The sequence below is a fragment of the Pararhizobium sp. LjRoot238 genome (assembly GCF_964252955.1).
Classification (GTDB): Bacteria; Pseudomonadota; Alphaproteobacteria; order Rhizobiales; family Rhizobiaceae; genus Pararhizobium.
Genome location: NZ_CAXUPP020000005.1, coordinates 97,596 through 110,072 on the forward strand (window position 1 = coordinate 97,596; position 12,477 = coordinate 110,072).

The 12,477-nt window shown below is 59.8% G+C and carries 13 protein-coding genes and 3 pseudogenes; 6 read left to right on the top strand and 10 right to left on the bottom strand.

Annotated features, from left to right (window positions below):
- Positions 1 to 192 precede the first annotated feature (192 nt).
- The 3 genes from ACSQ3F_RS28165 to ACSQ3F_RS28175 all read right to left on the bottom strand — a co-directional run bounded on the left by ACSQ3F_RS28165 (position 193) and on the right by ACSQ3F_RS28175 (position 1,968).
- The gene (locus ACSQ3F_RS28165) at positions 193 to 1,272 is read right to left on the bottom strand and encodes an IS630 family transposase (protein WP_436098494.1); all 1,080 of its coding nucleotides are present in this window, start codon (positions 1,270 to 1,272) and stop codon (positions 193 to 195) included.
- Between the two features lie 176 nt (positions 1,273 to 1,448).
- The gene (locus tag ACSQ3F_RS28170) at positions 1,449 to 1,730 is read right to left on the bottom strand and encodes a type II toxin-antitoxin system RelE/ParE family toxin (RefSeq protein ID WP_436103449.1); all 282 of its coding nucleotides are present in this window, start codon (positions 1,728 to 1,730) and stop codon (positions 1,449 to 1,451) included.
- 4 nt (positions 1,731 to 1,734) lie between these two features.
- On the bottom strand, positions 1,735 to 1,968 hold the full coding sequence (locus tag ACSQ3F_RS28175) for a hypothetical protein (protein ID WP_436103450.1): 234 nt from the start codon (positions 1,966 to 1,968) through the stop codon (positions 1,735 to 1,737).
- Here ACSQ3F_RS28175 and ACSQ3F_RS28180 point away from each other — a divergent pair.
- Positions 1,957 to 2,220: a hypothetical protein gene (locus ACSQ3F_RS28180; protein ID WP_436103451.1), complete on the top strand. Its 264-nt coding sequence runs from the start codon at positions 1,957 to 1,959 to the stop codon at positions 2,218 to 2,220. The two genes, ACSQ3F_RS28175 and ACSQ3F_RS28180, sit on opposite strands and share 12 nt — an antisense overlap.
- Before the next feature lie 118 nt (positions 2,221 to 2,338).
- Here the strand turns inward: ACSQ3F_RS28180 and ACSQ3F_RS28185 are convergent, their stop codons facing one another.
- Entirely contained in the window at positions 2,339 to 2,701 is a 363-nt protein-coding gene (locus ACSQ3F_RS28185; protein ID WP_436103527.1) for a recombinase family protein, read from the bottom strand.
- A gap of 8 nt (positions 2,702 to 2,709) precedes the next feature.
- Between ACSQ3F_RS28185 and ACSQ3F_RS28190 the strand changes: the two are divergent.
- Positions 2,710 to 2,877: pseudogene (locus tag ACSQ3F_RS28190) on the top strand (MobA/MobL family protein); the annotation flags it as partial.
- Positions 2,878 to 3,318: 441 nt separating this feature from the next.
- Here the strand turns inward: ACSQ3F_RS28190 and ACSQ3F_RS28195 are convergent.
- Both ACSQ3F_RS28195 and ACSQ3F_RS28200 read right to left on the bottom strand, forming a co-directional pair.
- Positions 3,319 to 5,034, bottom strand: a pseudogene (locus ACSQ3F_RS28195) (HAMP domain-containing protein); the annotation flags it as partial.
- 56 nt (positions 5,035 to 5,090) lie between these two features.
- Positions 5,091 to 5,807, bottom strand: coding sequence for an IS6 family transposase (locus ACSQ3F_RS28200; RefSeq protein ID WP_436103452.1), 717 nt, complete (start codon positions 5,805 to 5,807; stop codon positions 5,091 to 5,093).
- 50 nt (positions 5,808 to 5,857) lie between these two features.
- Between ACSQ3F_RS28200 and ACSQ3F_RS28205 the strand changes: the two are divergent.
- From ACSQ3F_RS28205 to purU, 4 genes and pseudogenes are all read left to right on the top strand, one after another.
- Positions 5,858 to 6,103: pseudogene (locus tag ACSQ3F_RS28205) on the top strand (sterol desaturase family protein); the annotation flags it as partial.
- A gap of 23 nt (positions 6,104 to 6,126) precedes the next feature.
- Positions 6,127 to 6,432, top strand: coding sequence for a MocE family 2Fe-2S type ferredoxin (locus ACSQ3F_RS28210; protein WP_436103528.1), 306 nt, complete (start codon positions 6,127 to 6,129; stop codon positions 6,430 to 6,432).
- A 50-nt stretch (positions 6,433 to 6,482) separates the two neighbouring features.
- Positions 6,483 to 7,709, top strand: a complete 1,227-nt coding sequence (locus ACSQ3F_RS28215; protein ID WP_436103453.1) for an NAD(P)/FAD-dependent oxidoreductase — start codon at positions 6,483 to 6,485, stop codon at positions 7,707 to 7,709.
- Between the two features lie 63 nt (positions 7,710 to 7,772).
- Positions 7,773 to 8,651, top strand: coding sequence for a formyltetrahydrofolate deformylase (gene purU / locus ACSQ3F_RS28220; RefSeq protein WP_436103454.1), 879 nt, complete (start codon positions 7,773 to 7,775; stop codon positions 8,649 to 8,651).
- Positions 8,652 to 8,723: 72 nt separating this feature from the next.
- On the opposite strand, the gene ACSQ3F_RS28225 is transcribed toward purU, so the two are convergent.
- From ACSQ3F_RS28225 to ACSQ3F_RS28240, 4 genes are read right to left on the bottom strand one after another with little or no spacing between them, the layout of a single operon-like run.
- Positions 8,724 to 10,007 carry a D-tagatose-bisphosphate aldolase, class II, non-catalytic subunit gene (locus ACSQ3F_RS28225; protein ID WP_436103455.1) on the bottom strand — a complete coding sequence of 428 codons (1,284 nt, stop codon included), beginning with the start codon at positions 10,005 to 10,007 and terminating at the stop codon, positions 8,724 to 8,726.
- Positions 10,004 to 10,993, bottom strand: a complete 990-nt coding sequence (locus tag ACSQ3F_RS28230) for a tagatose kinase (RefSeq protein ID WP_436103456.1) — start codon at positions 10,991 to 10,993, stop codon at positions 10,004 to 10,006. Before ACSQ3F_RS28230 ends, ACSQ3F_RS28225 begins: the two co-directional genes overlap by 4 nt.
- A gap of 56 nt (positions 10,994 to 11,049) precedes the next feature.
- Complete coding sequence (locus ACSQ3F_RS28235) at positions 11,050 to 11,472, bottom strand: GlcG/HbpS family heme-binding protein (RefSeq protein WP_436103457.1); 423 nt, start codon at positions 11,470 to 11,472, stop codon at positions 11,050 to 11,052.
- A gap of 50 nt (positions 11,473 to 11,522) precedes the next feature.
- On the bottom strand, positions 11,523 to 12,473 hold the full coding sequence (locus ACSQ3F_RS28240; protein ID WP_436103458.1) for an ROK family protein: 951 nt from the start codon (positions 12,471 to 12,473) through the stop codon (positions 11,523 to 11,525).
- Between the last annotated feature and the right edge of the window lie 4 nt (positions 12,474 to 12,477).

Below are 12,477 nucleotides of genomic sequence, written 5' to 3' on the forward strand. Positions count from 1 at the left end.
GCGGCCTGATGTCAAGCAACCTCGGATTTGGGAAAACAAACAAGCTGGATTTATCGGGCTTTGCCCCGCGACCGGCGGAGAAGACCGATATAATGAAGGAACAGGAAGCGGCCGATCGTGCTGCCGCCCCGCCGGCTTCCAAAGCCGGGAACCGGTCCAACGTATAAAGCGCGTACGAAAGCGAGCGAGCCGCTAGTGTTGTGACTCTAACGCCTGTCGCCCCCGAGCGACCTTTTCAAGAATGTCTGTAGCGGATTTGGTCCAAACGAAGGGCTTTGGATCGGCGTTGTGATGATCGAGATAGTCTTGAATTGCGCCTTCGAGTTCGGCGACACTCTTGAACACGCCGCACCGGATTCGATCGCCTGTTATCAAGCCGAAGAAGCGTTCGACCTGATTGAGCCAGGACGCCGAAGTGGGGGTGAAATGCATGTGGAAGCGAGGATGTTTGGCCAGCCAGGCTTTGACCGCCGGATGCTTATGGGTGGCATAGTTGTCGGCGATCAGGTGCAGGTCGAAGCCCTTGGGCGTGCTGCGGTCGATGAGCCGAAGGAATTTGAGCCATTCCTGGTGACGATGACGTTTCATGCATTCGCCGATCACCCTGCCGGTGGCGACATCGAGGGCGGCGAACAGTGTCGTCGTGCCATGCCGCTTATAGTCGTGGGTCATCGTTCCCGCCCGCCCCTTCTTCATCGGCAGGCCCGGTTGGGTGCGGTCCAGCGCCTGGATCTGACTCTTCTCGTCGACCGAGAACACTAGCGCCCGGTCCGGCGGATCAAGGTAGAGACCGACGACGTCGGTCACCTTCTCGACGAACTGCTTGTCGTTCGACAGTTTGAACGTCTTGGTCAAATGGGGCTTGAGCCCATGCGCGCTCCAGATGCGCTGTACGCTGGTGTGGCTCAGACCCACCGCCTTGGCAAGCGTGCGCGCGCTCCATTGCGTGGCCGCCGGTGGCTTCTCTCGCAGCGTCATCTCGACCACACGCGCAATGACTTCGGCGCTCAACGGCTTCTTACGGCCAGGCCGGGTCGCGTCGCGCCCAAGCCCATCGACACCCTGCTCAAGATAACGATCGCGCCAGCGGTAGGCCGTCTTCTTGGTCTTGCCCAGCGTCCGCACAATCGACGCCAGACTCGCCGCGTCCGCCCACATCAGCACGATCCGCGCCCGCCAAACCAGCTTCTGCGGCGTGTTCCGGTCCGCCACCCAACCTTCCAACCGCACCCGATCCCCAGGCGACAGCAACAGCCTCTTGTCCGTGTCCATGGACCCAGACTCGCATATTTGCCAGCCTCAGGGAATCCATCCGTTAATTCCAGAACACTAGATCAAGCATTTGTTCGGGCGCCGATCGACGTCATCAACCGCTTCAAGCAATATTGTAACGAGACCGGCTTTTCCTATGGTGAGGGCCTAGACGAACTGATGCGCAAAGCCGGGATCTAGTTTTCGGGCGGCCACTTCTGCGCGCCATGAAGCACGCGGATCAGTTCCACCACTTGGGAAACCATATAGACGACGATATAGGGCGTTCCAGACACAACCAGTTCCCTTGTTTCCGGCATTCGTCCGGAGCGGCCGGAGCGAGGAAAATCATGCAACCGCTCGACCTGCCGCTCGATGTCATCCCACACATCGAGAGCAGCGGAAGGATTGTCCAAAGCAATGTGATCCACGATCCTGTCGAGATCGATGGCATAGGAATCACGCCTGATGATCCGCATCTATTCAGTGATCCTGCGCGCCGATGCGGCGCTGTAGGCCGGCCCGCTTCAGTCGCGACTTTTCCGCCCATTCGTCTTCGGGAATTGCACGGTTCGAGCCATCCTCAATACCATGAATCGCTTTTTGCACCTGGCTTCGGAACCAAGCGTCATGTTCGCCGGCCTCATGTAGCTGGCGCTGACGTTCCGCTGTGTCGGGCCGCTTCCGCTCTACGGCGGCCGGATCATGTTCGGTCATGTCTATTTCGAACCTCGCAAGCCCGAGCTCGTCGCGAACATAAGCGGCAGCCGTGTTCAGATTCCGCCAGATGCGCATGCGGCGGGACCTTTGAGCGGCAACCGCTCTTTCATTCGCCCCATATTTTACAAGAACGGCAAAGCCGCCCGGCTGGCCAAAAACGACCGCGCCGTTGAGTGCGTGAGCGATCGCGAGGTTTTTGACGGCCTTGCCATCGATAGTATCCGGCTGCATGGCAATTCCTTCCGATAAAATCGATGCGTTTATCTAATATTCGCACAGTTCCGTCATTCTGGCAACGGCTTCGCCTCCCTTCTCATTCAAAAGCCGATACGGAGCTTTCCGCGAGTGCGAGTGTAACTGAAGTTCATCAAGGATCGGCAAAGAGCCGGAATCGAGGCAGCGAAAGTCGAGGGCGTCTACAAAGGCCGGAATCCATGTCGGCCACCATACCGAGAATGGTGATCACCATCCGGCCCATGTCACCCGCTGTCGTCACCTCCGGTTCGAGGACGCGCAATGAGGCTCCCTTTTCTTCGAGCTCATGCACCAGATTGAGGACATCGTGGGTGGAACGGCCGAGACGATCGAGCCGCAAGACGACCAGCTCGGCGCCGGCGCGCAGGAACTGCATGATCGTCTCAAGTTCCGTCCGTCCGCTCCTCGATGCGCCGGAGCCTCTTTCCGAGCGGACGATTTCACAGCCCGCTGCCTTCAGGCGAGCGATCTGGATATCGCGATCGTCTGCTCTCGAATGGCCTTGCCACGACCGACATGCAGCTTCGCGATATCAGGCAGTCGTGGGAGAGCATCGCCAACGAGCGGTTGGCGATGGCCGGCCTGGATATGCGGATCGACCATCGTTCGCACGCGGAGCGCGGCCTTCAGCTTCAGCCCACCGAGCATATCCGCTTCAAATTATCGTCTGGCAGGCATGCCGCTGTTTCTTTTTGCCACGAAGGGAGCTGTTGTAAATACGCGGACATTTTCAGAAGCTGATCGGGCGGCAGCTCTTATATTACTGCCATATGATTTTGCGGGTTACACCAGATCGCGTCATCGAAGGCATCCTTCGCCGGCGAGCCATATCATTTGGTGACGAACCGATAGACCTTCGCAAACAGCCTCGTGCGCGTAGAGGTGATTGGGATCCAATCTGCGGACCTCATCAAGGCCCGCGGCCATATGTGCGCCGCATCGGGAGGCCGCCCGACCGCGCCGAAACATTAGTTTTTCCACTTGTAAAACCAGGCCGTCCGTTACCCTGGAAGTCGAAAAGAGCAAATAAAACAACGGAAAACGTTGACCGCGCACAGTCTCATTACATCAAATTCAACAGGGCAAACCGGTTCACGCGGCAACATTGTAAGGCGCATCATTAACCTGCTCGTCCGCAAGCTGGAAACAACCGACTAAGTTGGTTAACTCACGGGTCTTTTCTGCTAGCTGGTGGGTGGCGGCATTCGCTTCCTCGACCATCGTTGCATTCTGCTGGGTCATACGATCAATCTCAGTCACTGATGAATTGATCGACTTCAACGATGTGGCCTGCTCTCGGCTTGAGGAGGCGATAAGTCCGACATGGGAGAATATCTCAACAATCTCCTGGGAAATTTGCGTGAGCGCGTCGCCCGCGTTGCCGACGTATTCCGATCCTGTGGCGACCTCCCTGACGGAGTCGCTTATGAGTTTTCCGATCTCTTTGGCAGCCTGCGCCGAACGCCTTGTGGACGAGTTCCAGAGTAGCGTCCGCCCTGTTGGACGACGTCGACACAGCCGCTGAGATCTGCTCAACGGCCGCGGCCGCTTCTTCAAGCGCTGCCGCTTGCTGCTCCGTCCGCTTGGCGAGGGCGTCCACAGACTGCGCCATCTGCCTACCGTTGTCGCTGATCAGGCCAGAAGTGCCCCGGATAGCAAATAGGGTTCGGTGAAGGCCGGCAACCGATTTATTGAAATCCTCACGGAGGCTATCGAGGTGATCGGCGAAAGGAGTATCAATGGAAAAGTCTAAGTCGCCATGAGACAGTTGGGTCAAACCGTGCGCCAGGGCATGCATCGCGCTATCGATTTGGTTACGAGCCTCCCTGCGCTCGCTTTCGTTTTTTTGTCGTCGGCCTCCGCGGATTTCCGTACAGTCTCGGCCTCTTCCTCCATGGTAAGTTTTGAGAGAGCGTTGTCCTTGAACACCGAGAGGGCTCGCGCCATGTCGCCGATTTCGTCGCGTCGCGTGCCACCTGATATTGCGGTGTCCAGCTTTCCATCCGCAATTCGGCGCATTGCCGCAGTGATCTGACTGATTGGTCCTTTTAACGTAAGAACGAGCGCCGCTCCTGCAATCATAGCAATGAAAATACCAACTGCCATTGCACTGAGCGAAATGGTGTTTGCCTGCTTCCGCTCGACGCCAGCCTCCTGCTTCTGGCTCTCAGCGAACTGTGTAAGGAGCGTCCAGGTATCCTCTATTTGTCGTGTCGCTTCGGTGAAATCGGTTTGGATTTCAGCCGAGCTCGTTGCCAATGCAGCAGCGTCAGCTGAAAGAGCGTCGAGAACTGGCTGAACCTTCAGTGGCAGATCAGAAAAGAATGGATCGTCTTTCACCAGGCGTGCAAGCCGCCCGAGTTCCGTGCCGTACATGTACAAAGACTGTTGGACTTTCTTGACACTCGCTTCGTCCGGTTGCGCAACGAGCTCCGCGAAGACGACACGGATTTCGTTGTTGCTATTGACGATCGCGCGCAGCTTATTGCCAACTGCCTCCGCTTTTGACACCTCTTGATCCGATACCGCTAGATCGGCGACGGATTTACGCATCAGCAGATCGCTCGTCTGCTTCAACTGCGCGCCAATCACAGAAAAATTCTTTAGCGCGGCATCCGCTGAAGTTACCCCGGCGTCATCAATAGCTTTTGCCTTTGCAAGCACATCGATACTTTGAAACTGCTTCTCGAAACTCTGAGCAAGTGCTTTTCGATCCTCCGGCAAAGCCGACGCGAGCTGTGAAACGGCCTTTGATAGTTGGGGGGCCCATTTTGCCAGAACGGTACGTTTCTCTTCAGGAAGCTGTGCCTTTGGCACCGTAAAGTTAACCGGCCCTGGCCGAAAGTGTCGCCCTCCACTTTCGCTTACGCTGCCTGCAGGCGTGCGATCTCATTCCACATTCGCATGGCTGCGGTTCTCAGTTCGCGGTGATGATCGGATGGAATATCGTGGCGGGGAATGTGAAAGAGATTGGCGACGGGGTCATGAATGGACACGAAACACTGGAGATGACGGGCTGACTTAAAGCCCTTCATGATCCGCTCTCGCCGCCGGGTCGGTTGATGGGAATTCTCCGCGCGGTTGTTCAGGCCTTTGTGCGATCGATGTTCGACGCAGGGCATGATGTCGCGCTTTGCTGCGCCATAGGAGCGCAACTTGTCGGTGATTATCACTCGAGGTGATCGCCCCTGTCCTTTCAGAAGCTTTCGCATGAGGCGGTTGGCGGCCTTGGTATTGCGGCGGCTCTGCACCAGCACGTCGAGAACGAAGCCGTCCTGATCGACAGCGCGCCAAAGCCAGTGTTTTTTGCCGCCAATGGAGATATCGACCTCATCGAGGTGCCATTTGTCTCCAAGTCGACCGGCGGATCGACTACGAATTTCGCCGGCAAAGTGCCGACCGAATTTCTCAGCCCAGAGACGCACGGTCTGGTGCGAGACGATAATTCCACGCGCTGCCAGCAGATCTTCGACCATGCTCAGACTAAGCGGAAAACGAAGATAGAGCCACACGGCGTGGGCAATCACTTCAGCCGGGAATCGGTGGCGACGATAAAGGCGATCACGAGCGACTTGGGTCATGCTGCAAGATCGCACAGGTCGATCCCCAGCTGGTTAACTTTACGGTGCGCGGCGCTGTTGTTGGCCATATCGGTTTCGACAAGATCGTGGTGGGCGAGAAGGCAGCGATCGATAGCCATGCCTATACCCACTATCTCCACCACAAGTTCTTTGAGGTGAATTATGGCGACGGCCTCGTGCCCTTCGACAAGTGATTCGGCACATGGCACGACGGAACCAGGGAGGGCGACACGCTGATGCAGGCCCGTTATGAAAGGCGCAAGGCCCGCGCCAATGCCACAAGTGCTGCGAAGTGAGGAGGATGTCATGAAAAAGTTGGATTTCTGCCTGCAGCCTCGACGACATCGAGCAGGAAGGCGCCCGCCGCTTCGACCACTCCGGTCGCACCTATGCGCTCTACCGCTCGCCGGACGACGAGGTCTTCTGCACCGATGGCCTTTGCACCCATGAGACGATCCACCTCGCCGATAGTCTGGTCATGGACTACGAGATCGAATGCCCCAAGCATTCCGGCGTGTTCGACTACCGCACCGGCGAAGCCAGGCGCCTGCCGGCATGCAAGAACCTCAACACCTACCCGGCACGCATCGAGGATGGGGCGGTGCTGGTCGAACTGCCGGGCTGAAGCGTCCAGGCTTCATCGTTTTAACTTTCTCTCTCACACGAGGCTTGGTCATGCCCTCTTTTGTCATCGCAGGCGCCGGGGAGTGCGGCGCACGCGCAGCCTTTGCTCTGCGTGAACGGGGTTTCGACGGCGCTGTCACGCTCGTCGGCACGGAAACACTTCTACCCTATGAGCGTCCACCGCTTTCCAAGGATGCCATCGTCTCCGGCGCCGGGCCGAAGTTCGTGGCCGATGCCGCCCGCTTCGAAGAGCAGGGCATCCTGATAATCATCGGCGCTTCGGTTACCGCAATCGAGCGGGCCGGAAGAAGCGTGGCGTTGTCGGACGGCTCCCGGCTTCGCTATGACAAGCTTCTTCTGGCAACGGGTGCCAGCGCACGGGAACTGCCGGCGGCGCCGTGTTCGGACGACCGCATCCGCGTCTTGCGTACCCATGGCGATGCGGTTGCCATCCGCAGTCACCTTGCCGAAGGCAACCGCATTGCGATCATCGGCGGCGGCTTCATTGGCCTCGAGCTTGCCGCGAGTGCTCGCAAACTTGGCGCAAGCGTGACGTTGCTCGAAGGGCTGACGCGCGTTCTTACCCGCGGTGTCCCGGCCGAAATCGCCGAGGTCGTCAGCAACCGCCATCGCGGCGCGGGCGTGGACCTTCTCTGCGGTATCAAGATAGCCGCGATCGAGGAACGGCCAAGCGAGGTGCGCATCACCCTAAAAGATCGTCGCGTGATTGCTGCCGACCTTCTCGTCGTCGGCATCGGTTCTGTGCCGAATGTCGCGCTCGCCGATGCGGCCGGACTGGCTATCGACAACGGCATTGCCGTCGATCAACATCTGCGCACCAGCGATCCCGATATCTTCGCCGCCGGCGACTGCTGTTCCTTTCCGCTTGGTCTCTATGGCGGCCGGCGGGTCCGGCTGGAATCCTGGCGCAACGCTTATGAACAAGGTGCGCTTGCGGCTGCCAACATGATCGGTGCAGAAGAACCCATCTCGGCCGCGCCGTGGTTCTGGTCGGATCAGTACGACCTGACGCTGCAGATCGCGGGGCTTGCCGAGGGTGCAGTCACCACGGTGCGACGCGACCTCTCGGCCGAGGCGTTCATTCTCTTCCATCTCGACGGCGAAGGCCGTCTGCTCGCCGCGAGCGGCATCGGACCGGGTAACACGATCGCCCGTGATATCCGGCTCGCCGAGATGCTGATCGCCGCCGACCGCCATCCCGATCCAGCAGCGCTGGCCGCACCGGAGATCAAGCTGAAACAACTGCTCGCCGCCTGATCCCGCTTACTTGTCTATCAACCGGAATGGACCGCGCGGTTGCGGTCTCGACTGAGGATTGCCATGACCTCCTTTTTGCTGACCGTATCCTGCAAATCCACCCGCGGCATCGTTGCGGCGATCACCGGTTATCTGGCAGACGAGGGCTGCTACATCACCGACAGCTCGCAGTTCGACGACATGGAAACCGGCCTGTTCTTCATGCGCCTGACCTTCATCAGCCAGGAGGGCGCGACGCTCGACAAGCTGACGGCGGGTTTTGAGGCGGTGAAGACCCGTTTCGGCATGGTCGCCGATATCCGCGATTCCGAGCATCGTATGAAGGTGCTGCTGATGGTGTCGCGCTTCGGCCACTGCCTGAACGACCTGCTCTATCGCTGGAAGATCGGCGCGCTGCCGATCGACATCGTCGGTGTCGTCTCCAATCACTTCGACTACCAGAAGGTCGTCGTCAACCACCCGTTCCATCATATCCCGGTCACCAAGGCCAACAAGGCGCAGGCCGAAGCCCGGATGATGGACGTGGTCGAGCAGACCGGCACCGAACTGATCGTGCTCGCCCGCTACATGCAAATCCTCTCCGACGCGATCTGCCAGAAAATGTCGGGCCGGATCATCAACATCCACCACTCCTTCCTGCCGTCGTTCAAGGGCGCCAACCCCTACAAGCAGGCCTATGAGCGCGGCGTGAAGCTGATCGGTGCGACGGCACACTATGTCACCGCCGATCTCGACGAGGGTCCGATCATCGAACAGGACATCGCCCGCATCACCCATTCGCAGTCGGCCGAGGACTATGTCTCGATCGGCCGCGACGTCGAAAGCCAGGTGCTGGCTCGCGCCGTGCACGCGCATGTCCACCACCGCACCTTCATCAACGGCAACCGTACCGTCGTCTTCCCGGCAAGCCCGGGAAGCTATGCGTCCGAGCGAATGGGCTGAACTATCCACTTTGATGACGGCGATGGTCTCCGATTCGGTTGGGTGGCCCCGCCTATTCGCAAGTCTCGTTCCTCAAGCCGCAGATGCAGGGTTCGTCGCTGCCTCATAAACCGCAAGCACGCGATCCACGGCAGCGATGAGAATATCCTCAGGCGTACCTGCCGCGCTGAAATCGTGCGAAACTTGCGGCAGATACTGGTGCATGAGTGTCTCCGGGATCCGGACCCGACGGAGCGCCTCCAGAAGCGCCTGTACCGCAGCGTCCGCTTCGGGTCCGTTCCAGTAGTAGCGGATACGATCGCTGTAGCTATAGTGCCGCTGAAGCCGCAACGCGTTCTCGTCGCCATGGTAGTGGCCGCGCCAGTCCGCCGGCGAGGCCATCATGACGGTTTCCATTGCCTTTGCCAGCGGGCGTTCGCCATAGCCGGGGACTATTTCGGAGGCGATCATATCAAGCGCATAGGCGGCCTCGCGATAGGCAAATGTCAAACCCGGACCGACCTTGAGGATCGGAAAACCGTCGCGAACGAGGGATGCGAGGGCGTCTCCGGTTTGATAGTCGGTGGAGTGTGCTTCGAAAACCAGCCGCGGCTGCTCGTCAAGCAGGCTTGTCAGGGCAAGCGCGCGCTCCGGCCGGTAAGCGATGACGTTGTCGCTGCCAAATTCCACGCCGGGCTGGACCACGAAGGCAATGGTACGCAAAAACGCGTCCGACAGGTTGGCCTCGCGAAAGACGTCCTCGTGGACGGCGATGGTGGCACGCGCGGCAAAGGCCGAGGTCGGCTCGATATCGTTCAGCGCATGATCGGCACCGCCGGGAATGGGGACTTCCGTGCCAAGAACATACACTGGCGGTGGCAGGTTTGCGGCACGCGCGACGGCTTCCGCGGCCAGTGCAAGCCGCGCTGCGCGTTGCGCGATCGTGCGATCATCGAGCGCCGCCGGCTCGCCGGCGCACCCCATCGACGCGTCCAGATGAATTTTTCGGAATCCGGAAGCAACATAGGCCTCGACCATGGAAATCGCCTTTTCCATGGCCTCGCCGGGTGGTTCCTTCCTCCAGGGGTTGGGGCCAAGGTGGTCTCCCCCGAAAATGATCCGCCCGCGTTCAAGCCCTTCTTCCGCTGCGATGCGATAGACGAACCCCACAAAATCGCGAGGCGTCATTCCTGTGTAGCCGCCCAGATGGTTTACCTGGTTGCACGTCGCCTCGATAAGGACATCACGATCACCGCGCGCCGCGCGCCGCAGGGCCGCCCGCAAGACAGTGGGATGAGCCGAGCATACCGATGTGATCCCGATCGGGTTGCCGCTCAGCCGTGTTGAAGCCAGTAACGTCAGAATATCGCGGTTCAAAGGGTGGCTCCGGCAGTGACAGCAGCAACAAAGGCCTCAAGGTCGGCCAAACTGGATACGCCCTCCATCGGCCCCTGCTTTGTCACATTGTGGGCTCCGGCTGCATTTGCGAGCCGGAGTGCCTTGTCTGGATCCATTCCCTTGCGGCGGCAGGTAAGGTAGGTCGCACCGAAGCAATCGCCCGCGCCGGTGGGGTCGATCTCCGCGACCCGGAAAGCAGGACTGTCGATCCGGGCGCCGTCCTGACCGAAGAAACTGGACCCGGCTCGCCCGCGTTTGAGAACGATCTCACGGATCCCCATCCCGAAAAGGCGGGCCAATGCAGATGTTTCGTCCGGCCGGCCCGCGGCGATCAGGAGTTCCTCGTCCGAGGGCAGCAGCAGATCGGTTGCAGCCAGCATCTCGTCCATGAGGCCGCGACCGTCTGCCTTAAGCAGCTCTTTGCGGATATTTGGGTCGAAGGATACAGATCCACCCCGTGATTTCACCTTCTTCACCGAGGCCGAAAGCAATTCGGAGACGCCGGGAATGGCAAAGGCTGATCCCATGACGTGAACATGTCCGGCACGCTCGATCAGAGCATCACCGGCGCTGGTCACCCGGATCTCACCCGCCGCCGAACTGGTAATGTTGAAGACAAAATCGCGGGCGCCGTCCGGGCGGTAGCGGACGAAGGCACTGCCTGTTGACTTTCCTTCGATCACCGAGATTGCGGAAACATCAACCCCGTCATTTTTGAGCCGGCCGATATTCAATTTGCCGAAATCGTCGTTGCCGACGCTTGCTATGATTCCGGCCTTTCCGCCGATGCGCGAAACCTGGTCGATGAATATTGCCGGCGCACCGCTCGGATAGGGCCCGACGAGCACCTGCGGCTCCAGGAAGCCGGTGCCAATCGTCGTGGCCATGATCTCCACGAGAATCTCGCCAATCGTGATTGTCGGACCCAGCGCTTCCGGCGCGATCCCGCTCGTCGTGGCTGACAATATCGACCTCCCTGTCTTCGCTACGGTATTGATTGCGGCTGACGCCAGCGACGGGATCAGACCTTGGTCAAGAACCGGTCGATTCCGGCCTGTGCGCACTGGCTGTCCTGCGCCGGCGTGCCGGAACTGACCCCGACCGCGCCAACCACCTGTCCATCGACGACAACGGGGATGCCGCCGGCGACCACGAGCAGGCGCCCGCCGATGCTTGTGTTGATCCCGTAGGCTGGCTTGCCGGGTTGGCTGGCGTCGCCATAACTCTCCGTCGTGCGCTTCGCCCCTGCGGCCGTGTATGCCTTGTCCTGCGCGATGATGGTGCTGGTAAGCTTGCCGCCGTCCATGCGCTCGAATGCGACGAGCTGTCCCGATTCATCGGTGACGGCAATGCACATCGGCACGCCGATCTCTTCTGCCTTTGCCCGCACGCCAGCGATCAATACGCGTGCGTCCTCAAGGTCCAGTCTCTTGATTGTCAGCATTTTCCGCCTTCCCTGATCTCAATGCCTGCGTAAAACCTGCGGGGGAGCCGCTACGGTGCTGCCTCCGCCAGAAAAGCCACGGCCGCGGCTCCGATCAGGCCTGAATTCTGGCCCAACGCCGCCCGCCTCACCTCTACATCCCTGAAGGCCGGCATCGCCCATGTGGTTATGTAGTTCTGGATGCCGGGCTGAAGACGGTCGAACTCATGGGAGAGGCCGCCCCCCATGACCACGACATCCGGGCTAAAGATATGGATCAAACTCGTGAAACCGCGGCCAAGAATTTCGGCCTCTTCGTCTATCAGCCGGCTGGCAAGGCAATCGCCGTTCCTTGCAGCCGTGAAGATGCTGTGGCCTTCGATGGCAGAGCCATCACGGCCAAGCGTCGTGTCGCTGCATTCCAGCGCCTGCATCCGGGCACGAAGCTGAAATGCCGTTCCGGACCCATAGGCCTCGAAACAGCCCTTGTTGCCACAAGGGCAAAGGGCTCCGTTCGGCACCATCGACATGTGGCCGACATGGCCTGCCATGCCCTTGCGGCCGCGAACCACGCGCCCGTCGGAAATGACCCCGCCGCCGATCCCTGTGCTGACGGTGACGTAGACCAGATTGTCGAGCCCCTTGCCGGCCCCGAACTGCCACTCGCCGATGGCCGCGGCGATCCCGTCATTTTCCAGGCTGACCGGAAACGGAAAGAGCTTTTGCGCCTCCGCCTTCAGCGGAAAATCGGCAAAGCCCGAAAGGGTCGGAATATCCGACGCAACCCCGGCGGCGGTATCAGTCGGACCGGGGGCAGAAACGCCGACCGCAACCACGGATGACGGGTCGGCGTTTGAAAACAGCCGGTCGACGAGCCTGCGCATCTGCGAGAGCACCCGCTCCGGGCCAGCCATCGCCTCGGTTCTATCCTCGACGCGCGCAACGATCGTGCCTCGCTCATCGACGAGGGCAGCTCGAACCTGGGTTCCACCCAGATCAATTCCGATGGCGAGCCGCTGCATCTGA

Bases quoted from the DNA above. Each gene is read 5' to 3' on its own strand.
- ACSQ3F_RS28165 (WP_436098494.1), bottom strand. From the start codon at position 1,272: ATGGACACGGACAAGAGGCTGTTGCTGTCGCCTGGGGATCGGGTGCGG.
- ACSQ3F_RS28170 (WP_436103449.1), bottom strand. From the start codon at position 1,730: ATGCGGATCATCAGGCGTGATTCCTATGCCATCGATCTCGACAGGATC.
- ACSQ3F_RS28180 (WP_436103451.1), top strand. From the start codon at position 1,957: ATGTTCGGTCATGTCTATTTCGAACCTCGCAAGCCCGAGCTCGTCGCG.
- ACSQ3F_RS28175 (WP_436103450.1), bottom strand. From the start codon at position 1,968: ATGACCGAACATGATCCGGCCGCCGTAGAGCGGAAGCGGCCCGACACA.
- ACSQ3F_RS28200 (WP_436103452.1), bottom strand. From the start codon at position 5,807: ATGACCCAAGTCGCTCGTGATCGCCTTTATCGTCGCCACCGATTCCCG.
- ACSQ3F_RS28215 (WP_436103453.1), top strand. From the start codon at position 6,483: ATGCCCTCTTTTGTCATCGCAGGCGCCGGGGAGTGCGGCGCACGCGCA.
- purU (WP_436103454.1), top strand. From the start codon at position 7,773: ATGACCTCCTTTTTGCTGACCGTATCCTGCAAATCCACCCGCGGCATC.
- ACSQ3F_RS28235 (WP_436103457.1), bottom strand. From the start codon at position 11,472: ATGCTGACAATCAAGAGACTGGACCTTGAGGACGCACGCGTATTGATC.
- ACSQ3F_RS28240 (WP_436103458.1), bottom strand. From the start codon at position 12,473: ATGCAGCGGCTCGCCATCGGAATTGATCTGGGTGGAACCCAGGTTCGA.